General features: G+C 65.4%; 25 protein-coding genes. 9 read left to right on the top strand and 16 right to left on the bottom strand.

The features are described from left to right. Window positions 1-16 precede the first annotated feature (16 nt). Window positions 17-1681 (top strand): phosphoglucomutase (alpha-D-glucose-1,6-bisphosphate-dependent), encoded by a 1665-nt coding sequence (gene pgm / locus OIT41_RS00320; RefSeq protein WP_078107009.1) that lies wholly within the window; start codon window positions 17-19, stop codon window positions 1679-1681. 6 nt (window positions 1682-1687) lie between these two features. On the opposite strand, the gene OIT41_RS00315 is transcribed toward pgm, so the two are convergent. Continuing rightward, window positions 1688-2188, bottom strand: a complete 501-nt coding sequence (locus OIT41_RS00315; RefSeq protein ID WP_264637151.1) for a 2'-5' RNA ligase family protein — start codon at window positions 2186-2188, stop codon at window positions 1688-1690. A gap of 219 nt (window positions 2189-2407) precedes the next feature. After that, window positions 2408-3013, bottom strand: coding sequence for a malonic semialdehyde reductase (locus OIT41_RS00310; protein ID WP_078107055.1), 606 nt, complete (start codon window positions 3011-3013; stop codon window positions 2408-2410). A gap of 188 nt (window positions 3014-3201) precedes the next feature. Here OIT41_RS00310 and OIT41_RS00305 point away from each other — a divergent pair, with 188 nt between their 5' ends. Next, complete coding sequence (locus OIT41_RS00305) at window positions 3202-4488, top strand: uracil-xanthine permease family protein (RefSeq protein WP_264637149.1); 1287 nt, start codon at window positions 3202-3204, stop codon at window positions 4486-4488. Window positions 4489-4563: 75 nt separating this feature from the next. Here OIT41_RS00305 and OIT41_RS00300 read toward each other — a convergent pair whose 3' ends face one another. Both OIT41_RS00300 and OIT41_RS00295 read right to left on the bottom strand, forming a co-directional pair. Then, window positions 4564-5028: a GatB/YqeY domain-containing protein gene (locus tag OIT41_RS00300; protein ID WP_264637148.1), complete on the bottom strand. Its 465-nt coding sequence runs from the start codon at window positions 5026-5028 to the stop codon at window positions 4564-4566. 252 nt (window positions 5029-5280) lie between these two features. Next, on the bottom strand, window positions 5281-6423 hold the full coding sequence (locus OIT41_RS00295) for a glycerate kinase (RefSeq protein ID WP_264637147.1): 1143 nt from the start codon (window positions 6421-6423) through the stop codon (window positions 5281-5283). A gap of 132 nt (window positions 6424-6555) precedes the next feature. Between OIT41_RS00295 and OIT41_RS00290 the strand changes: the two genes are divergently transcribed. Continuing rightward, window positions 6556-6906, top strand: coding sequence for a YciI family protein (locus OIT41_RS00290; RefSeq protein WP_264637146.1), 351 nt, complete (start codon window positions 6556-6558; stop codon window positions 6904-6906). Window positions 6907-6912: 6 nt separating this feature from the next. Further along, window positions 6913-8184, top strand: a complete 1272-nt coding sequence (locus OIT41_RS00285; protein ID WP_264637145.1) for an RNA polymerase sigma factor — start codon at window positions 6913-6915, stop codon at window positions 8182-8184. Here OIT41_RS00285 and OIT41_RS00280 read toward each other — a convergent pair. The 4 genes from OIT41_RS00280 to hxlB form a co-directional block, all read right to left on the bottom strand. Beyond that, window positions 8126-8911, bottom strand: a complete 786-nt coding sequence (locus OIT41_RS00280) for a glycerophosphodiester phosphodiesterase family protein (RefSeq protein WP_264637144.1) — start codon at window positions 8909-8911, stop codon at window positions 8126-8128. The genes OIT41_RS00285 and OIT41_RS00280 overlap by 59 nt on opposite strands. A 38-nt stretch (window positions 8912-8949) precedes the next feature. Further along, complete coding sequence (locus OIT41_RS00275) at window positions 8950-9198, bottom strand: hypothetical protein (RefSeq protein ID WP_078107057.1); 249 nt, start codon at window positions 9196-9198, stop codon at window positions 8950-8952. Window positions 9199-9380: 182 nt separating this feature from the next. Continuing rightward, entirely contained in the window at window positions 9381-10004 is a 624-nt protein-coding gene (hxlA, locus tag OIT41_RS00270) for a 3-hexulose-6-phosphate synthase (RefSeq protein ID WP_078107016.1), read from the bottom strand. A 56-nt stretch (window positions 10005-10060) separates the two neighbouring features. After that, window positions 10061-10660, bottom strand: coding sequence for a 6-phospho-3-hexuloisomerase (hxlB, locus tag OIT41_RS00265; protein WP_264637143.1), 600 nt, complete (start codon window positions 10658-10660; stop codon window positions 10061-10063). 139 nt (window positions 10661-10799) lie between these two features. On the opposite strand from hxlB, the gene OIT41_RS00260 reads away from it, so the two are divergent. Further along, on the top strand, window positions 10800-12074 hold the full coding sequence (locus tag OIT41_RS00260; protein ID WP_264637142.1) for a response regulator transcription factor family protein: 1275 nt from the start codon (window positions 10800-10802) through the stop codon (window positions 12072-12074). A gap of 47 nt (window positions 12075-12121) precedes the next feature. Here the strand turns inward: OIT41_RS00260 and OIT41_RS00255 are convergent, their stop codons facing one another. From OIT41_RS00255 to OIT41_RS00240, 4 genes are all read right to left on the bottom strand, one after another. Beyond that, window positions 12122-12931, bottom strand: coding sequence for an HAD family hydrolase (locus OIT41_RS00255; protein ID WP_264637141.1), 810 nt, complete (start codon window positions 12929-12931; stop codon window positions 12122-12124). 45 nt (window positions 12932-12976) lie between these two features. Next, the gene (locus OIT41_RS00250) at window positions 12977-13501 is read right to left on the bottom strand and encodes a YbhB/YbcL family Raf kinase inhibitor-like protein (protein WP_264637140.1); all 525 of its coding nucleotides are present in this window, start codon (window positions 13499-13501) and stop codon (window positions 12977-12979) included. Further along, entirely contained in the window at window positions 13498-14466 is a 969-nt protein-coding gene (locus OIT41_RS00245; protein ID WP_241707666.1) for a carbohydrate kinase family protein, read from the bottom strand. Before OIT41_RS00245 ends, OIT41_RS00250 begins: the two co-directional genes overlap by 4 nt. A 69-nt stretch (window positions 14467-14535) precedes the next feature. Next, entirely contained in the window at window positions 14536-15348 is an 813-nt protein-coding gene (locus OIT41_RS00240; protein WP_078107022.1) for an alpha/beta hydrolase, read from the bottom strand. A 188-nt stretch (window positions 15349-15536) separates the two neighbouring features. On the opposite strand from OIT41_RS00240, the gene OIT41_RS00235 reads away from it, so the two are divergent. Both OIT41_RS00235 and OIT41_RS00230 read left to right on the top strand, forming a co-directional pair. Continuing rightward, on the top strand, window positions 15537-16640 hold the full coding sequence (locus OIT41_RS00235; protein ID WP_241707665.1) for a GTP pyrophosphokinase family protein: 1104 nt from the start codon (window positions 15537-15539) through the stop codon (window positions 16638-16640). A 6-nt stretch (window positions 16641-16646) separates the two neighbouring features. Next, the gene (locus OIT41_RS00230) at window positions 16647-18146 is read left to right on the top strand and encodes a SulP family inorganic anion transporter (RefSeq protein WP_264637139.1); all 1500 of its coding nucleotides are present in this window, start codon (window positions 16647-16649) and stop codon (window positions 18144-18146) included. A 216-nt stretch (window positions 18147-18362) separates the two neighbouring features. Here the strand turns inward: OIT41_RS00230 and OIT41_RS00225 are convergent, their stop codons facing one another. The 4 genes from OIT41_RS00225 to OIT41_RS00210 all read right to left on the bottom strand — a co-directional run bounded on the left by OIT41_RS00225 (window position 18363) and on the right by OIT41_RS00210 (window position 21655). Continuing rightward, window positions 18363-18983 carry a LacI family DNA-binding transcriptional regulator gene (locus OIT41_RS00225; RefSeq protein WP_241707663.1) on the bottom strand — a complete coding sequence of 207 codons (621 nt, stop codon included), beginning with the start codon at window positions 18981-18983 and terminating at the stop codon, window positions 18363-18365. Window positions 18984-18986: 3 nt separating this feature from the next. Then, a complete protein-coding gene (locus OIT41_RS00220; RefSeq protein WP_413542337.1) occupies window positions 18987-19721 on the bottom strand; it encodes a LysR family transcriptional regulator substrate-binding protein in 735 nt (244 codons plus the stop codon). A 69-nt stretch (window positions 19722-19790) separates the two neighbouring features. After that, window positions 19791-20855, bottom strand: a complete 1065-nt coding sequence (locus OIT41_RS00215; RefSeq protein ID WP_264637137.1) for a sulfate/molybdate ABC transporter ATP-binding protein — start codon at window positions 20853-20855, stop codon at window positions 19791-19793. After that, window positions 20852-21655, bottom strand: a complete 804-nt coding sequence (locus OIT41_RS00210; RefSeq protein WP_241707660.1) for an ABC transporter permease — start codon at window positions 21653-21655, stop codon at window positions 20852-20854. The genes OIT41_RS00215 and OIT41_RS00210 overlap by 4 nt, the downstream gene beginning before the upstream one ends. Before the next feature lie 133 nt (window positions 21656-21788). Between OIT41_RS00210 and OIT41_RS00205 the strand changes: the two genes are divergently transcribed. Further along, window positions 21789-22238, top strand: a complete 450-nt coding sequence (locus OIT41_RS00205) for a DUF5997 family protein (RefSeq protein WP_078107028.1) — start codon at window positions 21789-21791, stop codon at window positions 22236-22238. 151 nt (window positions 22239-22389) lie between these two features. After that, on the top strand, window positions 22390-23007 hold the full coding sequence (locus tag OIT41_RS00200) for a hypothetical protein (protein ID WP_241707659.1): 618 nt from the start codon (window positions 22390-22392) through the stop codon (window positions 23005-23007). Window positions 23008-23011 lie beyond the last annotated feature (4 nt).

The following is a 23011-nucleotide window of genomic DNA, read 5'->3' as shown; positions in this document are numbered from 1 at the left end:
CTGGCATGCTGGGTCAATGGCTAGCCGTGCGGGCACTGTTGCCCTTCCCCAGGACCTTGTAGACATCACCGCTCTTCTCGACGCGTACTACGACGTGACGCCGGATCTGAGTGATCCCGCCCAGCGCGTTGCCTTCGGCACCTCGGGGCACCGGGGGTCGAGCCTGAAGGCCTCCTTTAATGAAGGCCATATCCTCGCCATCACCCAGGCGATTGTGGAATACCGCGCCGGGCAGGGCATCACCGGCCCTCTCTTCCTGGCCAAGGACACCCACGGGCTCAGTGAACCAGCGCAGAATTCCGCCCTCGAAGTGCTCGCCGCCAACGGCGTCAACGTACTGATCGACGCCCGCCACGGCTACACGCCCACGCCGGCCTTGAGCCATGCGATCCTGAAGTACAACAACGAAGCAGGGCCCGGGCAACCCCAGGCCGACGGCATCGTCGTCACTCCGAGCCACAACCCTCCAGCCGACGGCGGATTCAAGTACAACCCCCCGCACGGCGGCCCCGCCGACACGGACGCCACAGGCTGGATCGCCAACCGCGCCAACGAGCTCCTGGAAAACGGGTTGCGCGGCGTCAAGCGGATTCCGTTGAACGACGCGCTCAAGGCCGACGGCACGGGCAAGTTCGATTTCCTGAGCAGCTACGTGGACGACCTCCCGTCCGTCCTGGACCTCGATGCGATCCGCACGGCGGGCGTCCGCATCGGCGCGGATCCCATGGGCGGCGCCTCCGTGGACTACTGGGGTGAAATCGGGGAGCGTCACCAGCTTGACCTGACCGTGGTCAACCCCACCGTGGACCCGCAGTGGGCATTCATGACCCTCGACTGGGACGAGAAGATCCGCATGGACTGCTCCTCCCCGTCGGCCATGGCCTCGCTCATCAAGCGCATGTCGGACAGTGCTTCGGCCGGTACGGGCACCTTCGACGTCGCGACCGGGAACGACGCCGACGCCGACCGCCACGGCATTGTGACGCCGGACGGCGGCTTGATGAACCCGAACCACTATCTCGCCGTCGCGATCGACTACCTGTACCGCAACCGCACAGGCTGGAACCCGGAGTCAGTGGTCGGCAAGACCCTGGTTTCCTCCTCCATCATTGACCGCGTGGCTGCTGGACTGGGCCGCAAGCTCGTGGAAGTTCCCGTGGGCTTCAAGTGGTTCGTTCCCGGCCTGCTTTCCGGCGAGGGTGCCTTCGGTGGCGAAGAATCCGCGGGCGCCTCCTTCAACAAGCGTGACGGAAGCGTCTGGACCACCGACAAGGACGGCATCCTGTTGGCGCTCCTGGCATCGGAGATCACGGCAGTCACCGGCAAGTCGCCGTCGCAGCTGTACAAAGGCCTCACGGACAAGTTCGGCGCACCCGTCTATGCCCGGATCGACGCCGCCGCCACGCGTGAGCAGAAGGCCAAGCTCGGCAAGCTCTCCGCCGCGGATGTCACAGCCACCACGCTGGCGGGCGAGGACATCACCGCCAAGCTGACCGAGGCTCCCGGCAACGGCGCCTCGATCGGCGGCCTCAAGGTTGTCACGGAGAACGCCTGGTTCGCGGCGCGGCCGTCGGGCACCGAGGACGTCTACAAGATCTACGCCGAGTCCTTCAAGGGTGCCGACCACCTCAAGCAGGTCCAGGAAGAAGCCAAGGCCCTTGTGGACGGCGTGATTTCCTAGCCCTCGCTAGTTTGGCTCCGCCGGGAGGCGCCACAGCTTGAGGATTCGGCGAATGGTGTGGTTGCCTTCCGGCGCCATGTCCACCAGCGCGATCTGGTCGAACACGACGGCGTCACCCGGCTGGGGACGTTTTCCGTCGTGATGCGAAATATGCGGGCGGTAGTTCTCCATGACGTAGCGCGGGGTGGCTGCGCGCCCCCCGACGCTTGCCACGGCGTCGAACAACTCCTCGTGGAGGCCCTGCAAAAGGGGATGGTGCTCCACGAGGCTGACCGGAATGGAGCCTTGGTGACCGAATCGGGCGTCGGGTCCCACGGTGAGTTCCGCCCCTAGGGCGCCCATCGCGGGAGCGGTGACAAGCTCGCTGAGGCGGGCAGCGACGTCGTTATCCTCGGAAGGCTCGACGTCGAACCTCAAGAGGGTGATGTGCAGCGGCCAGTCACTGCGCGGGAAGACCATGCCGTCAGCCACGGCTTCGACGAACGCCACCAGAATCAGGTTCCGCATAGGGAAATTTTGCCACCGCACCGCCCTCCCAATCACAGACGTGAGCGGGCGTCGGTGGAAAAGGCGCCAAAGGTGAACGAGCGTTAACCAAGGAAAACGCCCGCTCAGATATACCGCCTTAAACACCGACGCCCGCTCACATATACCGCCTTAAGCGCGAACGCTCGCTCACCAGAGTGAGCGAGCGTCGGCGAAAAGGACGTCAAAAGTGAGCGGGGGTTAGACGGTGCGGACGACGTCCTCGTAGGCGAACTTCGGCTTGGCTTCGCCGAAGGCGTCGGGACCCGGCTGGCCGATGTTGACCACGAGGAAGCTCTTCTGGTCACCGGCAGGGAAGAACTCGGCGTCGATCGCAGCGAAATCGGCACCGGTCATGGGGCCGGCGGCGAAACCGAGGGAGCGGACAGCGAGGATGAAGTAGCCCGCCTGCAGGTGGGCGTTGTTGTTACCCGTGGTGGCGGTGAACTCGGGGTTGGCGTCGTACATGGCCTTTGGGGCGGAGTAGACCGGGAGGAACTTGTCCCACTGTTCGTGCCAAGCAGTGTCGTAGGAGAGCACGGCGACCAGCGGAGCAGAGGCGGTCTTGGCCTTGTTGCCCGGAGAGAGGGTCTCGACGAGCTTGGCACGGGCCTCGTCCGAACGGACGTAGGTGACGCGCAACGGCTGGGAGTTGAACGCCGTCGGGCCGAACTTGGTCAGTTCGTAGATGGCCTGTGCTTGCTCCTCGGAAACCTCGCCTGCAAAGGAGTTGGCAGTGCGGGCTTCGGCAAAGATGGCGTCGACTGCTGCGGCGTCAATCACTGCTTCTTCGTGGGCGATCGTCATGCGCGTACCTTTCGCTGTGCCCGCAGCCATCGACGGCCGGGCGCTTATGCTTTCCATCGTTGCAACTTCAACTTCCCCCCGCCTCTTCCCCAGAAGCCACGTGACGTTCCACACAGCGGAATCGGCAGGCCGTCCGGGCGGTAAGGTTGCACCCGGACAATCACAACTTTCAGGGAAGGCTCCCGTAGATGAGCATGCTCGGAACCAAATGGAAGCTGCACGGCAACGGCAAATCGATCCGGCCGGGCCACGTGGTGGCACCCGAGGAACGGCTTGCGTGGCCGCTGACCATCGGCGTCGGCATGCAGCACGTCGTCGCGATGTTCGGGGCCACCTTCCTGGTGCCCATCATCACGGGCATGCCGCCGGCCACCACGCTACTGTTTTCCGGCATCGGCACACTGTTGTTCCTGGTCATCACCAAGGGCCGCGTACCGAGCTACCTTGGTTCGAGCTTCGCTTTCATCGCCCCCATCCTGGCGTCGCAGCAGCAGTTCGGCGTTCCCGGCGCGCTCGGCGGAGTGGTGCTCGCCGGCGTCGTACTGGCTCTTGTCGGCGCGGTGGTCCAGAAGTTCGGCGCTGAGTGGATCAACCGGACCATGCCGCCTATCGTTACTGGCGCAATCGTCGCCCTGATCGGCCTGAACTTGGCGCCCGCCGCGAAGGCGAACTTCGACAAGGCCCCCGTCACTGCCCTCGTGACACTGGTGACAATCATCTTGGTGAGCGTCCTGTTCCGCGGCATTCTGGGCCGCCTGAGCATCCTGGTGGGCGTGGTGGTGGGCTACCTCACCGCCATGACGCGCGGCGAAGTGGACTACTCCAAGATGGACGCGGCGTCGTGGATCGGGCTGCCGCACTTCCAGACTCCGGAGTTCCACCTCGGCGTCGTGGGCTTGTTCGTGCCGGTTGTCCTGGTGCTGGTGGCCGAAAACGTGGGGCACGTGAAGTCCGTGGCCGCGATGACCGGACGGAACCTCGACGACGTCTCAGGCCGCGCGTTGATGGCCGACGGCGTCGCGACGGTCCTCGCCGGATTCGGCGGCGGCTCCGGCACCACCACCTACGCCGAAAACATCGGCGTCATGGCGGCCACGAAGGTCTACTCGACGGCGGCCTACTGGGTTGCCGGCGCCTTCGCCATCCTCCTGAGTTTCTCGCCCAAGTTCGGCGAACTCATTGCCACCGTTCCTGCCGGCGTGCTGGGCGGAGCGGCGACCATGCTCTACGGGATGATCGGCGTCCTCGGCGTGAAAATCTGGGTGCAGAACAAGGTCAACTTCTCCAACCCCATCAACCTGACCACGGCCGCCGTCGCACTGATTATCGGGATCGCGGACTACACGTGGACCATCGGCGAACTGAAGTTCACGGGCATCGCCCTGGGCTCGGCCGCTGCCTTGGCGGTCTACCACGGCATGAAGGGCCTGGCCCGTTGGCGCGGAACGGTTGCCGAGCCAGAGATGGAGCACTAACCTCTCGGGTTGTGCACAGGTCGCGTCCCCCAAGCGCGCTTTAGGGGACACGATCTGTACAGATTGCGTTGCCGGCTATGAGAGGCGCGTGCGAACAATCTCGCTGACCGCCTTGCCGTCGAAGCGGCCGGCGACCTTTTCGGTGACCGGCCTCATGACATAGCCCATGTGCATCAGGGACAGCTCCACGCCGTCGGCCTTGAGCGAGGCGATGACCTCGTCAACGATGGACTCGACTTCTTCGACGGATAGGGGTTCCGGCAGATAGGCCTCGATGACCTCGGCATCCGCGATCTCCGTGGCTGCCCGCTCGGCCTCTCCGGCCTCCTCGTACAGCCGGGCCACCTCGTGATACTGGGAAGCCTCCTTCTGCAACATGGCGGTGATCTGGGCGTCGTCCAGGTGGATCGGCGCCTGGCCGGCTTTCTCACGGGTGTCAATCTCGCTGAGGACGTTGCGTGTGGCGTTCAGGGCAATGCGATTGCCGTCCTTCATATGGCTGACGACGTCTGCGTGCAGCCGCTCTTTCAAGGTGGACATGGTGTGCTCCTCGATTCGATGGTGCCGTGCTGGCCGGCTGCCAGCCCGGCAGGCGGTGCCGGCGGCCCGAGGGGTCGTCGCATCGTAGGTGCATGGCAGCAATCAGAGCCACGCTTTGTTCCTTAATTATCTGCCCGGTAACGCCGAGCAGCCCCGCTGAGCATGCCCCCTCTTGGCATCCAGGAATGGGCATATTCGCACTATGTCCATTCCTCGCATCCAGCAGGGGGCATGTCCCCAGCTGGATGCGAGTTAGGCGCCTTCCAGTACCTGGCTCGTGACCCACGCGAGGTACTTGGCTGCGTTGGCCACGGCGTCGGCGACGTCCGGCACGCCATCGCGACGCTGCGCGACGTCGAGCAGCTGCGCCGCGGCAACCACGCCGTGGCCCGCCAGCTCTTCGGGAGTCACCAAGATCCTGCCGGCTACCACAATCACCGGAATGCCCTGGCCGTGGGCTGAATCTGCCAATGCGATGGGGGCTTTGCCGGTCAAGGATTGAGAATCCATCGATCCCTCGCCGGTGATCACCAGGTCCGCGCCGCCGAGCTGTTCGGGAAGCCCCGTGAGGCCGGCCACGAGGGCGAACCCGCCTTCCAGGGTCGCCTGGGTGAAGGCCAGGAACGACGCCGGGAATCCGCCTGCCGCTCCGGCGCCGGGAACATTCACGTCCTGTCCCCCTGTTTCCCGCAGCAGGGACGCCCAATTGCGGAGGCCGGCGTCGAGCAGTTCCACCGCGTCTTCGTCCGCGCCCTTCTGAGGGCCGAAAACATGCGCAGCGCCGTCGCTGCCGAAGAGCGGGTTCTGGACGTCGACGGCGATCCGGAACCTCACCGCCGTCAGGCGCGGATCCAGCCCGGAGACGTCGAGGGAGACGACGTCAGCGAGCGAGCCACCGCCGAGCGGAACCACGTTCCCCGCTGCATCCAGGGGCTTCAGTCCCAGCGCGCGCAGGGCGCCGCTGCCGCCGTCGGACATGGCGGAACCACCCACGCCGAGCACAATCTCGGTGGCCCCGGCGTCGAGGGCCGCCGCGATGAGCTGACCGCAACCGTAGCTGTGGGCGCGCAGGGCGTTGGCCGGCGTCGGCTCCATGTGTGCCAGTCCGGATGCTTGCGCGGTTTCGATCACCGCGGTGGCTCCGCCGAAGGCATTCTTCCGGATGGCCCACGCGGCGCCTACCGGCTTGAGAATGGGGCCGACGACGGCGTTGATCCGCTCTTCGTAGCCTGCCGCCACGGCTGCCTCCAGTGTTCCTTCGCCACCGTCCGCGATGGGAAACTGTGTCACCACGGCATCGGGATAGACGCGCAATGCCCCTTCGGCCATCGCAGAGGCTGCTTCGGCGGCAGTGAGGGAACCTTTGAACTTGTCCGGGGCAATCAGGATGCGCATGCCCCCATCCTGCCAGCGGGGCTAAGCTTTTCGCAGATCCGTGTGCGGAGATGTCGAAAACAGCCTGTGTCGTTCGTATAGGGGGTGAGACGCGGGCAAGGTGCCGGCGCCACATCCCAAGGAGGAACAGTCATGTCACGCTACCTGCTCAGCATCTACCAGCCCGATGGCCCCGCTCCGGAACCCGAAGTCCTCAACAGAATCATGGCCGATCTTGACGTCCTGAACCAGGAAATGCGCGACGCCGGCGCCTGGGTTTTCACGGGTGGCCTGCACCCCGCCAGCACCTCCACAGTGGTGCGCGTGAACGACGGCGAAATACTCACGACGGACGGCCCCTTCGCCGAGGCCAAGGAACACGTGGGCGGCCTGTGGGTGATCGAAGCCCCGGACCTGGACGTGGCACTTGGCTGGGGACGCAAAGCGGCGCAAGCCACCACGCTGCCTATCGAGGTCCGGCCCTTCGCGGGCTACCGGGAATAGCTTCCCATGGTCCATATTTCGGAGATCGGACAAATATTCCGCGAAGAGTATGGACGCTCCGTGGCCGTCCTGGTTCGTGTTTTGGGCAGCATCGACGCCGCCGAAGACGCGGTCCAGGACGCATTCACCGAGGCCGTCACCCGCTGGCCGGATACCGGGCTGCCGCCAAGCCCGGCGGGCTGGATCATCACCACCGCACGCAACCGAGCGATCGACCGGCTCCGCCGCGAGGCCTCCGGCCGGGAGAAGCTCGCCCAGGCCGCGATCCTGCACGGTGATATACACGTGGATGAACCCGAAGAGGTGGACACAGTGGAAGACGACCAGCTGAGGCTGATATTTACCTGCTGCCATCCGGCCCTCAACCGCGCCGCGCAGGTGGCCCTGACCCTCAAGCTCCTGGGCGGGCTCCGCACCGCCGAAATCGCCCACGCTTTCCTCGTCCCCGAGCCAACCATGGCCCAGCGACTCGTACGGGCGAAAGGCAAGATCCGCGATGCCCATATCCCTTACCGGGTACCGAGCGGGGCCGAGCTTCCTGAGCGCTTGAAATCCGTGCTGGCCGTGGTCTACTTGGTCTTCAACGAGGGCTACGCGGCGAGCTCGGGCACGGGGCTGGTGCGCGAAGAGCTCTGCCGCGAGGCCTTGCGCCTGGGCAGGCTCATCGTGGACCTCATGCCTGATGAACCGGAAGCCAAAGGGCTCCTCGCACTCATGCTCCTCCTCGATGCCCGCCGCGCCGCCCGGACAGCTTACGACGGCGGCCTGGTGCTCCTCGCGGACCAGGACCGCAGCCTCTGGGACGCGGACCACATTGCGGAGGGACAATCCCTGGTGCGGCAATGTCTGAAGAGGAACCAGCCCGGACCGTACCAATTGCAGGCAGCCATCAACGCGGTTCACAGCGATGCCGCACAGCCCGCGGACACCGATTGGGGCCAGATCCTGGCGCTGTACGGGCAACTCCTTGCGATGGAACCGACGCCGGTGGTTGCTTTGAACAGGGCCGTTGCCCTCGCGGAGGTGGAAGGCCCCGCCAAGGGGCTTGCCACCGTCGACCTTCTGGAACTGGGCAATTACTACCTGTTCCATGCCGTGCGCGCGGATCTGCTCCGGCGCTTGGGTCGCGACGACGAAGCGGTCGCCGCCTACCGCGCCGCGCAGGAGCGCACCGACAACGACGCCGAGCGGGACTTCCTCGAGGGGCGGCTCCGGGCGCTCACCACCACTGGCCCCGGCCAAGCAGCACCGACTTCAGACGATCCGCGCGGTCGGTGACCAGGCCGTCCACGCCCATGTCCAACAGCCTGGCCATTTCGGCGGAATCGTTGACCGTCCAGACGTGGACCTGGAGCCCCAGCCGGTGCGCGCGCCGCAGGAAACCGGGCGTGACTACCGTCAGCGGTCCGTAGCGGACCGGCACCTGGAGGGCCTCGACGTCGTGCAGGATCTTCCGGAGCCAGCGCCCTGGAAGAAGCGGTCCCAGAAGCGTGAAGGCTGCATTACAGACGATGCCCGCCGAAGACGCCGTGCGGCGCCCGAGCAAGCGGAGGACCGCGCGACGACGTCGGTCGGAGAAGCTCGCGATCAGCACGCGGTCGTGGGCGTCGAGTTGGTCAATGACTCCGGCGAGTGCCTTGACGGTATGCCAGTCCTTGACGTCGACGTTCAGCCGCGCCTCGGGGAATTCCGTCAGGACCTCCGCCAAGAGGGGAATTGCTTCGCGGCCGCCGATGCGGGCTTTCGCGATGTCGGCAGCCCTGAGGCTGGAGATGGGGCCGTGGGCATCTGTGACCCGGTCGAGGGTGTCGTCGTGGAAAAGGAGCACCACGCCGTCGGCAGTGGTGCGGGCATCGGTTTCGAGATGCGTGAAGCCGAGCTCAAGCGCGGCCTTGAATGCCGCGGCGGAGTTCTCCAGTCCGTCGGGGGAAAATCCGCGGTGCGCGAAGGCAAGCGGAGCGGATTGTCCGTCCGGGCGACTGAAGAAGGCCAAATGCGAGCTCACACGGGTAGCGTAACCCGGCCGTGCCGCCCGCGACGCCGTCAGGATTCCTGCGGGACGATCTCCACGCCGTCGCCGCAGTGAACCAGCGTGCGGCCGCGGCCGCCGTCGAGGTTTACCCAGACCACGCTGTGGTCGCTCGACACGGCGTCCACCTGGCCGGGGTTCTCAAACCCCGGTGCGAGCTTGACGCTCACGCGGTCCCCGCGGCGCAACTGCTTCCAATGTTCAGCCGGCACGGCACGGCGAACCGGGGCCTCGGGCCACCCCGTCGTCTTTCTCTTGGCCATCATGTCCCCTGTGATCGGCATTGAATACGGCATGAGCCTACGGGGGATAGTTGAACGGCAGTTGGACTGAATCTGTGTAAATGGGTGAGCGCTCCCAACTGACTGGCATTTGTTGTCGTTTAGAGGCCTGAAAACGACATTAAGTGCGAGTTAGTTGGGAGCGCCCGGCCGGAAAGTGGACCCTAGATGATGGCGGCGCGGAGTTGCTTCGCGGCCAGCGCGGGGTCGTCCGCACCGTAGATGGAACCGCCGACGACGGCGACATCCGCTCCGGCGCGCTGTACGGCTCCGATCGTGGACAGGTTCACGCCGCCGGCCACTGAGAACGGCACGCGAGCTTCCTCGCCCGCGCTCAGCAGGACATCCAGGTTGTAGCCCGGCTTTGCCTGCTCGTCGAGGCCGGCATGGAACTCGATGAACTTGGCACCGAGTGCCCGGGCTTCCTTGGCGCGGGACACTTTGTCCGCAACGCCGATCAGGTCCACCACGATGCCCTTGTTGTGGGCTTTTGCCGCCTTGACCGCACCGGCGATGGTGGAGTCATCGGCACCCCCAAGTACGGAAACCAGGTCTGCGCCGGCCTTGAAGGCGATGTCTGCTTCGAGTTCGCCGGCATCCATGGTCTTGAGGTCGGCGAACACGATCTTGTCCGGGTGGGCTTCCTTGATGGCGGTCACGGCCGAAAGACCTTCGCTTTTCACGAGCGGGGTGCCGAGTTCGATGATGTCAACATATTCGGCCACTTTGCCCGCGATTTCGAGGGCGGCTTCGGTGGTGAGGACGTCGATGGCGACTTGCAGCTTCATGGAGAGAATCACTTTCGTTGTTGGTTGGGTGGTGTTGGTGCGGTGGAAATCAAGGGCTATTCGAGGTTCGCGTGGCGGAGCCAGAGTTCCTCGGCCGGGGTCGCGTCGTTGTCCCACAGCGACTGGAAGACTGCTTCGGCAGCGAGGAAGAGCACCTGCTCGAACAGGCTGCCGGAGTACTGGCGCGACAGCGTGGAACCGTGGTCCGCCTTCTGCGCCGCCGGAATGATGACGACGACGTCGGCCAGTTCCGCGAGCGGTGACCTCGCGTTCGTCGTGTAGACGGCGATCCTGGCGCCGGCTTTGGAGGCCGTTTCGGCGGCGCGCACGACGCCGGAGGTCGTCCCTGAGCCCGAGGCAAGGAGCAGGAGATCGTCCGAGCGGATGGCCGGTGTGGTGGTATCTCCCGCGATGTGCACGTCGAATCCGAGGTGCATCAGCCGCATCGCAGCCATCCGCAGGACAAGTCCGCTGCGGCCAGCTCCGGCAACAAAGATCCGGCCGGTTGCCGAGTTCCCCGCGGTCTGGACTTCCGCGGCCAGGCAGGAGAGCTGCCCAAGGTCCATTTCAGCGGCTGTTTCTGCGATCTCGCTTCCCACAAGGGCCAGGCCCAGGCCGACGTCCAGGCTCAGGTCGGCGTCTGCGGTGGTGGTCATGCGTTACCTCCTGCTCGGGTGAATGCTGCGTTTCAATCAATCGTTCAGGATTAAACGGATAGGGGTAACGATGAGCTCGGGCAGTCATAGCTACTCGTTTGGGTAGTAGGCGCGGGAGCTGAGGCGCTAGGGTGGCGGGATGACTCCAAGTACGTGGACGCTCCTGGAAGCGGTTGCCGCACTCGCGAACTCCCCGTTGATGAACATCGCCGAGCGGCTTCGTGAAGCGTCGTTGCCGTACGTGGGCAGCAGCGCGCTAGTGATCTTCACCGAGGATTGCACCGGCCGGCCCCAGAAGAAGGCCGGGGCGGAAGGCATCATCAGCCGCGTCTCCATTCCGGAGTTGGATCAATTGCGGGCCCGGGTCGCGGACGGCGAGGCCTGGCAAGGTGAAGCGACCATCGCCGGCAAGCAACGGCCGGTTCTTGCGCTGACGTCCGGGAGCAATGCGCTCCTGACCATTACCGAGCCTGCAATCCCCGAGGGATCTTTGGAGCGGGAGTCGGCGCTGCGGATGCTTGAGTACTTGTGGCAGCTCACGGCCCGGCGCATCCAGGAGAAGGTGGCGGACGCGCCGCCGTCGTACCTTTTGGAATCCCGCGCGGCGTCAGCCGAGCGGCTCCGCGTCACGGCCGAACTCGTGGACCGGCACTCCACCACCCTGGAGACACTTCTGGCCGCGCTGCGATCAAGCTCCCTCGACGATGCCACTGCCAGAAAGACCGTCACCGACCTGGCAGCCACCTCACTGGTCAATCTTCGGACACTCAGCGACCGGACAACAGACCTCGTGGAAGAGCCGGTGGCCAAGGCCTTCGAACGGCTGCGGGAGGACTTGCGACCGCTCATGCACTTCAGTGGGCTCGACATCCAGTTCATCGAGCCACCAATCAACGGCCGCGCCTTGCCCGGCGAAGTGGCCCACGCCGCCCGGGCGATCGTGCGGGGTCTGGTGCTGGCCATCGTGGAGCAGCCCGCGGTCAGGCGTGTGCGGGTGCAGTGGGACTGCGATGGTGTAAACCTCCTGGTTAATGTGCGCGACGACGGCCTAGGCGAACTGACGGCGGATTCGCCCAACATTGCCCGGCTCAACAACCGGGTGGCGGCTCTGGACGGCCGGATGAACATCGAGGTCATGGCCGGCTGGGGAGCGGACGTGCAGGTGGTCCTGCCACTGGACCCTCCATCAGCCCCCGCGGGCGATATCGGTGGATGGGGCCTGGCGGAGCGCGAAATGGAAGTTCTTCAACTGTTGGCGGCCGGACAACGCAACCGGGCCATCTCCGCCAAACTGCACATCAGCGAAAACACAGTTAAATTCCATGTCAGGAATATCTTCAGGAAACTCGGAGTAGGTTCACGAACAGAAGCCATTGCCTTGGCGCACAGCCACGGGCTGCGGGCGCCGAACTAGTGGACCGGACCGGCGACCGGCGCGGCGGCCAGGGAACCCAGAGCTGACTAGACCCGCAGCGAAGCGAGCTTGGCCTCGAGGATCTGGGCCACGCCGTCGTCGTCGAAATGCGGGGCTTGCTGGCCCGCGGCGCTGATCGCCTCAGGGTGGCCGCTGGCCATCGCGTAACCGTTGCCCGCCCAGCGCAGCATCTCGACGTCGTTGGGCATGTCGCCGAAAGCCACCACATCCGCGGCGTCGATGCCTCTGGACGACGCATATGCAGCGAGCGTGACGGCCTTGTTGATGCCGGGTGCAGACATTTCCAGGAGGGCAGTCCGCGGCGCAGAGTGGGTGGTTTCCACGAGATGCGCGACGGCGGGCTGCACCTCTGCGAGGAAATCATCCGGGGTGCCGCTGCGCGTCACGGCAAGGAACTTCACGACGGCGTCGTCCGCGGTCAGCGTTTCGTCCAGCCACGCAGGGGTGAACTCGGCGAGGAGCTCGCTCGTTTCGTTCTCGATGAATCCGGCCTCGAGGTGGAATCCGGTGAGTGTTTCGGCCGCGAACAGTGCGTCGGGGCGGAGCTGCTTGATGATCCGGCGGGCTTCGAGCACGGACTCGATGCTCAAGGCGTTGGCCGAAATCAGCTTTTCCGCCTCAAGGTCCCACACCACGGCCCCGTTGGAGCAAATAACAATGCCGCTGTGGCCGATCTGCTCGCGGAGGGGGTAGAGCCAGCGCGGCGGCCGCCCGGTCACGAACACCACCTCGATGCCCGCCTCGCGGCAGGCATGGAATGCGCGGATGGTGCGGCTGCTGATCTTGCCGTCATGGCCGAGTATGGTGCCGTCAATGTCACTTGCTACGAGCCGCATTATGTCAGTCTACGTGGGGGCAGCCGCCGTCGACTCTGCCCCAAGCTAGCGCTGCTCGAAGTGGCCCGTGATGACGGCCCGGCCCAGGGTGTGTGCGGCCAGCGTGCGGACGAGCGCTTCCGTGGAGGCTCCGGCGTCGAGAGCCAGTTCTTCGACGTCGACCGCGTGCACGGCCACGATGTACCGGTGCGGGCCATGCCCAGGCGGTGGCGCGGCACCCAGGTAACCATGGAACCCGGCGTCGTTCTTCAGCTGTAGCGCACCGCTTGGCAAGTGCGAACCGCCCTCAACGCCGGCGCCTGCAGGCAAGGAGTCGGTACTGACCGGGATGTTGATGACGGCCCAGTGCCAGTAACCGCCGGCCCTCGGGGCATCCGGATCGAAGACGGTGACGACGTAACCCTTGGTGCCCTCGGGGGCTTCGCTCCAGCTCAACTGCGGGGACTCGTCCTTGCCGCCCGTCACACCGAATCGCTTGCTGGTCTGGGCGCTGCCGAGTGCCTCACCGTCCCTCAGCGAACCGCTGGTGAGGTTGAAGGATGGGACGCGGGGAAGGTCGGCGTAACTCATGGCTGCCTTTCGATGCTTGGTTCGGCCTCCGGGACGCCCGAGGCGTTGAGCTCGGCCCTGGTCGGCGGATTCGCGCCCGGCCGGGAGACTGTGATTGCCGCGGCGCGCGCTGCATGGTTGAGGATCCCGTCGAGCACTTCGGCTGGCATGGCGTGCAGCTCTTCCCGGTTTTGGGCCCCGGCCAGCCCGCGGTCAACGATGCCCGAGAGGAGCGCGGCCATGAAGGAATCGCCCGCACCGACGGTATCCGCCACCTCCACCTTCGGGGCGTCCACGTGGGCCTCCCCCGCCGCCGTAACGCCCCAGGGTCCAGCCGCGCCTCGCGTGACCACCACGACGGCGGGTCCGCCGCTGCCGCCCAGGTTCAACCAGCGCCGGGCCGATTCCAAGACGTCGACGCCGGGATAGAGCCACTCAAGGTCCTCGTCGGATGCCTTGACCACGTCGGCAAGCGCCACGAAACGCTCCACCTGGGCCCGCGCATAGTCGCGATCCTTGATGATGCTGGGCCTGCAGTTGGGATCGAAGCTGATGGTCGCGTTCGGATGGGCATGCTCGACGGCGGCAAGGACTTCCGCTGCTCCCGGCTCCAACATGGTGGCAATCGAGCCCGTGTGCAGGAGCGACGTCCCCTGGAGCATGAAAGGCAAGCGCGCGGCGAGGCCGGGAAGCTCCCAGGCGAGGTCGAACGTGTAGCTGGCAGCGCCGTCGTCGTCGATCAATGCGGTGGCTACGCTCGTGGGACTCTCGTCCGGCGGAAGCGGAACCATGACGGAACTGGAGCGCAGATGGGCCGCGATCGAGTCGCCGTAGGCGTCCTTGCCGAAGCGGCCGATGAACTGGACTGCATGGTCCAGCCTGGCCAGGCCCACGGCAACGTTGAGCGGACTTCCGCCCACGTGGGCGTCGATTCCCGAGGAACGCTGGACGACATCAACCAGCGCTTCACCTATGACTGTCAGCATGGGACAACTCTGCCATGTTGATGTGGTGTGCGTCTCCCGATGACAGCCGGTGACTTTCCCGTAAAACCGTCACACCAGCAGGCGCTGCACCAACTCCCGGCACTTCTTGTACGCAACCGCCCTGGGGTCGATCAGGTCGAAATGGTCGCCAGGCACCTTGAGGAACTGGGCCGCGCCCCCGGAAGCAGTGGCCGCGGCAACATAAGCCTCGGACTGGCTGCACGGGACGTCCTCGTCCGCGGCGGCGTGGACGGCAAAGACCGGGACGGCGATGGGGAGCGAGCTCATGGGGTCCGCGTAGATATGCCGTTTGGGGAATCTGACCGAGTCCCCACCCATCAGGTTGTCGACGGCGCCGTTGCTGAGGTTGAGCCGCTCGGCATCCGCCAGGTTCAGCAGGCCAGACTGGCTCACGACGCCGGTAAGCTGCACTGCCGCGCCATTGTCATGCCGATGGAGCTGCCGGTCGGCGTCTGCCGCGCCGATCTTGGAAAGCTTGTCGCGCCCGGCGGCCCAGACGGCCAGATGGCCGCCCGCGGAGTGTCCCAGCGCCACTACTTTGCTCAGGTTGAGCTCATGCTTGCCGGCGATCTCGCCCAGGTGGTCAATTCCGTCGAGGACATCTTCGAACGTATGCGGCCAGCCGCCGCCGTTTCCTGCCCTCCGGTATTCAAGGTTCCAGGCCGCAATTCCGTGCGCAGCGAGGTCCCGCGCAATCGGCTCGCCGAGTTCCGCGCCGTACTGGGAGCGCCAGTAGCCTCCGTGGATCACCACCACCACGCCGTCGGGTCTGCTGCGGTGTGATTGGAGCGAATTGTCTGGTACGAACAGCTCGCCCCATTGGCTGGAGTGCTGGCCGTAGTAGTACTTGTGCCGCTTCATCGTGTCCTCCTTTGTGCCGAGCCTATCGCGGAGGAGCGACGCGGAGCGGGAGCAATGGCCTGAGGATCAACGCAGAGCCCCTGTTCCCCCATTCCCAGTACGATGTTGCCTGCTTCCAGGTGTCGCAGCGATAAGCCCTGAGGGTCCGGCTCCCCTGCACTGTCAGCCCTCCGCCGTAAGCTGGAGGCATGGCTAGCAATTGGGACAGCTTGGATCCACAGCTGCGCGAATCAGTACAAGCGAATGTGGAACTCTACGAACGCGTTCGGCCTGCCCTGAAACTCGTCACCCGGGACGTCCTGTTGACCTTGCGGGACATGCTCAAGAACAGCGAGTCCGTTCCGCTCTTCGTCACCGGACGCACCAAGACGGTGGAATCTTTCCGGGAGAAGATTTCCCGTACCGAGGTGCCCCTGGATGGCGGCCCGCGGGTGCTGAAGTTCCCGGACCCGTTCCGGACACTGAACGACATGGTGGGGCTGCGCGTCATCACCAAGCTTCCGGCCGAGAACGCCGCCGTTGCCAACTTGATCAAGCGCCAGCGCCAGCTTTTCGATTGCCGCGGCGACCTTGAGAAGGACATCGGTTCGATCGAGTCCGGTACCTACGGCTACTCGAGCCGGCACCTTATCCTCCGCACCATCCAGAACGAGTCCGTGAAGGCCTACCAGCAGGTCTTCAATCCGGACATCCCGCCAAATGGCAGCTACTTCTTCGAATGCCAGATCCGTACCGTTTTCGCGCACGCCTGGAGCGAAATCGAACACGACATCCGCTTCAAGGCCGAGGATCCGCGCGCTTGGACGCCGCATTTCGACCGGCAGTTCACCGCCACCGCCGCAATGCTGGAAACGGTGGAGAGCGCCTTCGCCGACCTCCACGAACGCTACGAGGAAGTCCGCGGCTACTGGGATCTCGATGGCGAAGGTTCCATGCCGCTCACGCCCAACCGGGTGCGGGACGTCTGGCGAACGCTGCTTCCGCACGTTGACCGTAAAGTTGATGATGACTGGGGTTGGGCTGCGGAGCTCCTTGCGGCCCACGGACTGAACAAGACCGTGGAGCTCGCCGGACTCCTCAGCGCCAACCGGATCACCGAGGTCCGCAAAGCCCTGGACCACCGTTACTCCCCCGGACCGGACCGCCTCCTGGATGACCTCCTGCTGTGGCAGTACGGCACTGAACACATCGACCTCACCGCTGAGGCGCCCGACGTCGTCCCCCACCCCCGGCGGGACAGCCTCCAGCGGCGTCTCAAGCAGATTGAGCGGTACCGCCTGACCAACAGCTAAGGACCCATGACACCCGAGCAGCTCCAGTCCCTCCGTTTTACGCTGCGCTCGCCCCGCAGGCTCAAAACAGAAGCGTTGGCTGGTTTGGTGGTGGCGCTTGCCCTCATTCCTGAGGCCATCGCGTTCTCCGTGATTGCCGGCGTGGATCCGCGCATCGGCCTTTTCGCGTCCTTCACGATGGGGGTCACCACAGCGATCGTGGGTGGCCGGCCAGCCATGATATCCGCAGCCACCGGTGCCGTCGCGCTCGTGATTGCCCCCGTCATGAAGGATCACGGGCTCAACTACTTGATCGCCACGGTCATCCTTGCCGGGGTCTTCCAAATAGTCCTGGCGGTCCTGGGCGTCACGCGGCTCATGCGCTTCATTCCGCGTTCGGTGATGATCGGATTCGTGAATGCCTTGGCGATTCTGGTGTTCATGGCCCAGTTGCCTGAGCTCATCGGCGTCCCCTGGATGGTCTACCCGATTGTGGCCGTGGGGCTGCTGATCGTCTTCGCTTTGCCCAGAGTCACGACGGCGGTGCCCGCACCGTTGGTGGCGGTCGTCTCCCTCACGATCGTGACGGCGCTGGCCGGAATCCGCGTTCCCACTGTGCATGACAAGGGCGAACTCCCCAACAGCCTTCCCGGGCTTTTCGTGCCCAATGTGCCTTTGACCTGGGAGACCTTCCAGACCATTGCCCCGTTCGCTTTGTCCATGGCGCTAGTGGGCCTGCTGGAATCCCTCATGACGGCCAAGCTCGTGGATGACATCACGGATACCCGCTCCAACAAGACCCGGGTCTCCTGGGGCCAGGGCATTGCAAATATCGTCACCGGTTTCCTGGGTGGCTTGGGCGGCTGCGCCGTGATTGGCCAGACCATGATCAACGTGAAGGGTTCGGGTGCCCGCAGCCGGCTGTCAACCTTCCTGGCGGGAGCGTTCCTGTTGGGGCTCGTGGTGACGCTCGGGGACGTGGTGGGCACCATACCTATGGCCGCTTTGGTGGCTGTGATGATCTTCGTTTCCCTCATCACCTTTGACTGGCATTCGATCCGGCCCGCAACCCTAAAGCGGCTCCCGAAGTCCGAGACCGGCGTCATGCTCGTGACGGTGGCCGTTGTGGTGGCGACGCACAATCTGGCCATCGGGGTAGGAGCGGGCGTCCTCACGGCCATGGTGCTGTTTGCCCGCCGAGTGGCCCATTTCGCCACCGTGGAGCGGAGTGAATTCGAGCTCAACGGCCGGACCGTGGCGAGCTACACGGTGGATGGCGAGTTGTTCTTCGCCTCCTCAAACGACCTCTACACGCAGTTCGACTATGCGAAGGATTCCTCGGAGGGAATCGACCACGTGGTCATCGACCTGCATGCCTCGCACATCTGGGATGCTTCCACCGTGGCCGTGTTGGATTCCGTTACCGAGAAATACCGCAGGCACGGCCGCGAGGTGGAGCTCATCGGCCTCAACGCGGCGAGCGTCCGAATGCGCGAACGGCTGGCGGGCAAGCTCAACGCAGGCTAACGTCCCGGGCCCACCCAACGAACACCCCCCAACTGACTCGCAGTTGTTGTCGTTATGAGCCGCCAAAACGACAACTAATGCGAGCTAGTTGGGCACACGCCGCCCGGGTTCCCTGGCCGTGGGGCCCCGCCGGCGAGGGGCCCTGCCTGAGCTTGCGAAGGCTGGGAGCCGGTGGGGACTTGCGAGGCGAGGGTGGCGGTGGGGACTAGTTGGGCACTACGGAGTCTTGAACTCCCACGGCGCGGCCTTGGTGGTTCCCGCGCCGATGGTGCGGCCGGCGAGCCGATCCAGAAGCAGGGTGACGGCTCCCTCGAGCGCTTCCGGTTCCGGAGTCCCGCCTGCCGAACCGGGTGCCAGGACATCAAATCCGGCAGGCTGCATCGTGTCCGAAATGACCACCTGGGCTACTCCGCGCCTGGCCAGCTCCCCCACGGTGAGGTCAAGAAGGGTCCCGGGCGGCAGGGCCCCGATGATGGCGCCGTCGGCACCCCCGGAGAGCATGAACCGCCGCCACCCTTCGCCGATGAGGATCACAGGCTGGTAGCCGTGCTGGGGCAATATGCGTGCAGCGGCCGTCGCGAGTGCCCGGTCCCACGGCCATTCCAGGTCGCCGATGGCAATCGCGACGAGGTCGGTCTTGCCGCGGCGCATTCCGCGGGCCGCCTGATTGGGTACGTAACCCAATTCCTTGGCCGCGGCCTGGACCCGCTCTTGTGTCGCGTCGCTGATGCGGGTGGTGCCACCGAGGCGCCCGGACAAGACATAGGACACGGTGGTGAGGGAAACGCCGGCACTCTTGGCGACGTCCCGGATGGTCGGCTTCGATCCAAGTCCCATGGCCTAGCGCTTTCCCTTCTTGCGGGAGCCCTTGCCCCGGCCCTTGTCCGGGTTCGGGGCATAACGCTGGGCAACCGCCGGTTTTTTGGCGCCAGTGCCTCGTCGGTCCGGCTTGGGTGCCTTCTTGGGCTTCTCCTGTTGAGCCGATGGCTGCCGCGAACTTTGCGCAGTGCGGCCCCGGACAATGCCAATGAATTCCTCGATGACCTCGCTCGTGGAATCGCTCGGCCAGGCGAGGCCGATCTGCGTCCCTTCGGCCCCTGTCAGGCGGCGCGCCACCGTGTCCTTGACATTGAAATGCCGGGCCACGGACATCGGCAGGATCACGAGGCCGGCACCGGACGCCACCACCTGCATGGCCATCTCCGGCCCGCCCATTCCGGGGACATCCAGGAAGTTCTCCTCCGCGAGGTCCTCCAGCGCCACCTCTTCGAACACCGAGATTTCATGGCCCTTCGGGGCCACCACCACAGGCTGCTCTTCGTAGAGCGGAATCACGTGCAGTCCATCGCGATCCACCGGCAGGCGGACAAAGCTGAGATCCGCGGAGCCGTCGCGCAGGACGTCCAGCTGCGCGCCGTCGTCGGACATGAACGAGTGAAGCGGAACATCCGGCATGCGCTCTTCCCAGCGCCGGATCCATTTCCCGGGCGTCACGCCGGCGACATAGGCGAAAGTGAGCCCCTGGGGCCCGCTGGTTTCAGCGTCGGAAGCGTCGGGGGTACCGACGGCGGGCAGGGATTCTTGATCGGATGGCACCAGTTCACAGTACCGCGCGGGCCGTAGCCAACCCAGCGCCGGCCCCAGCTACGCCGCGTACACCTGGACCGCTGTCGCCTTGACTACAAAGTGGACGCGCGAGCCCGGTTCCAATCCCAGCTCGGCGGACGCTGAGGGCGTGATGTCCGCTGCCAGATCGCCGGCCCGGACCCTGATGTGGTCCCCATGCGGTTCAAGATCCGTGATCGCAACCGGGAACGAGTTGCGCGGGCTGCCGTGGGCAGCGTCCAGGAAGATGGAAACGGCCGACGGCGGGAACGCGGCGACGCCTGGCTGGCCGGGTTCCGCTTCGTCATCGAGGTCTCCCGCGACATGCAGGCTGGGAAGCTCGACGGTGGCGACCGTCCTGAGTCCGTCCTCCGTGACGGTGCCAGCCATGAGGTTCACTCCGGCCAAGCCCGCGGCGAATTGGCTTCGTGGACGTCGGAATACCTCACGGGTGGCCCCTTCCTCCACAATCCTGCCCTTTTCCATGACGATCACCCGGTCCGCGAGCATGAGGGCATCCAGGACGTCGTGGGTGATGATCAGGGCACGACGCCCGGACAGGACGCGTTTGAGGAGCCGGCGCAAGTGCGGGGCGGCGTGGATGTCCAACGCGGACATCGGCTCGTCCAGGAGCAGCAACTCGGGACTGGCCGCCAGCGCGCGGGCCACCGCAACACGTTGGGCTTGGCCCCCGGACAACTGCCCCGGCTTGCGCCCGGCGAGCTCCATGGCGTCCACTTCGGCTAGCCAGTGCCGCGCAGTTTCGCGCGATTCCGTCCGTGAAACGCCTGAGCTGCGCGGGCCGAATGCCACGTTGTCCAGGACGCTCAGGTGCGGGAAAAGCAACGGCTCCTGGGCCAACAGCGCCGTGCCGCGAAGGTGCGGAGGGGTCCATGCCCGGCCGCCGCCGTCGAGGTTGAAGAGAACCTGGTCCCCGAGGCGGGCAGAGCCCGCGTCCGGCCGCAAGAGTCCCGCCGCGACGGAGAGAAGCGTCGACTTTCCGGCCCCGTTGGGTCCGAGGATCGCAACGGTCTCCGCTTGCCCGAGGGTCAGTGACACGTCCAGGTTGCGGGCCCGGACGGTGGCGTCGATCTGGAAACTCACGCGGCTGCCTCCGCGGGAAGATCCGCGCGGTGCGGACGCCGGTAAGACAGTCCGACGACGATCACGGCCACCGCGACGAGAACCAGCGAAAGGGCGACGGCGGCGTCCGCGTCGGTCTCTCGCTGCAGGTAGATTTCCAGCGGCAGCGTCCTCGTGACACCTTGCAGGCTCCCCGCAAATGTCAGCGTGGCGCCGAACTCGCCCAGGCTGCGGGCAAAGGACAACACCGCCCCCGAGGCAAGGCCGGGGAGGACCATCGGGATGGTCACGCGCCTCAAGATGGTGGTGGGGCGGGCGCCGAGCGTCGCGGCAACGGCTTCGTAGCGGTTGCCGGCCGTCCGCAAGGCGCCTTCGAGGCTGACCACCAGGAATGGCAAGGCGACAAATGTCTGGGCCAGGACCACCGCCGTCGTCGAGAACGCGATCTGGATGCCCGCGAGTCCAAGGCTCTTGCCCAGAAGACCCTGCCGACCGAACGTATAGAGCAGCGCGATCCCGCCCACCACGGGTGGCAACACCAAGGGCAGGAGGACGAAGGCACGGAGGAGCCGCTGCCCGCGGAAGGGCCGGCGCGCTAGGACAAGCGCCAACGGGATACCGAAGACGATGCAGAGCGCTGTGCTCGCGGCAGAGGTACGGAGGCTGAGACCCAACGCCGTGAGCGAGGAATCGGAGGTCACCAGCGGGATGAACTGTGTCCAGTTGACCTTTGCAACCATCGCAGCCAGCGGCAACAGGACGAACAAGCCGCCCACTACCGCCAGGCCATAGACCCACCGTGGAATCCCGCTGAAATTCATCGACGCCTACGGTACGCCGAGGCTTGGGTCACCGGGACCATCCGGGCGGCCCCGGCGACTCTTGTGTGCGGCATGGATTCATCCTAGAACAGCGGCTGTGCCACTTCCCTGCAGGGGCGGATACCCTTGAACCATGACCTCTGCAAACTCCCAGTCCATGAAGCCGGCCACCGTTGCCAAGAAACTTGGCATCTACCTGCCTGCAACACCCCAGGAGTTCCAGGATTCGGAAATCACCCGCGCCGATTTCGCCGAGCTCCAGGCCAATGCCCCGGAGTGGCTCGCCGAGCTCCGCCGGACGGGTCCGCACCCGCGTCCCGTCGTGGCACAGAAGCTGAACATCTCCATCAGCGGCCTTGCCCGCGGCGGAATCACCGAGGCCCTCACGACGGCGGAAATCACCGAACTGCTGGCAGCTCCCCCGCAGTGGCTCGTCGTCGAGCGCGCCACGCACGCAGCCGTGCGCTCCGAGGCAAAGCGCATCAAGGAAGAAGCTGCCAAAAAGGAAGCCACGAAGGAAGCCAAGTCCAACGCCACTGCCAAGCGGGACGCACCGAAGGCATCCAAGCGGGACCACGCTTAAGCTCCAAAAGACGTTCACAGGAAGGCGGACAACCCGGACCGGGTTGTCCGCCTTCCTGCTTTTAGGCACGGAATCGGGGCCCTCGCCTCCGAGCCATCCTCGGCGCATACTGAATTTGAGAGCGGTGCGCGTTCGCGTGGAGGTGGTCCGATTGCCCGCCACAACTGGAATCCAGCTGACGGCCTGGGAGATCGGGCTGTGGGGGCTTTTGCTTCTGTGCGCGGTGGTCTTTACCGTCAACACCGTCCGGAAAGCGGCCGTCCACGGAGCCCCCGACGGCGGCCATCCCGACTTGCAGGGGCACCTCGGCCACCGCGATCGGGAGTTCGTCAAAGAGCCGGACGCCACCTTCTGGAACATCTTCGCCGGACTCGTGGTGATTGTCCCGGCGGTCGTCATTCCCGCGTTGGCCTCGCCCGCCGTCGGGCTCTTGATGCTCTTCCTCGGCGTAGCTGCCGCTATTGCAGCCTTTGCGGTCGGCCGGACACTGGAGCGGAACCGTCAGGACCGCAGCGGTTTCACCGAAGCGGCAGCCCGTCACGACGCCCTCTTGGCCCGCTGGCAAAGGTATGAACTCGATCCCGCCAAGGGCATCGACTTCCCCGGCATGAGCGATGTCAGCGTTCCGCAGACCGCCGCTTTAGTCCGTGCGCTGCAGGAAGCCCAACGGTGCCGCCTCACCGCAGGGACGGACTATGCCCACGCGGTCGAGAAGTTGGATGTGGCGATGGTCGAAGCCGAAGCAGCTGCGGGCGTTTCTGCGTCGTAGGCGG

The sequence above is a fragment of the Arthrobacter sp. YA7-1 genome, assembly GCF_025960325.1.
In the GTDB taxonomy this organism is placed as follows: Bacteria; Actinomycetota; Actinomycetes; order Actinomycetales; family Micrococcaceae; genus Arthrobacter; species Arthrobacter bambusae_A.
The sequence above is the reverse complement of the archived record's forward strand: the minus strand, read 5'-3'. Positions and strand labels throughout refer to the sequence as shown.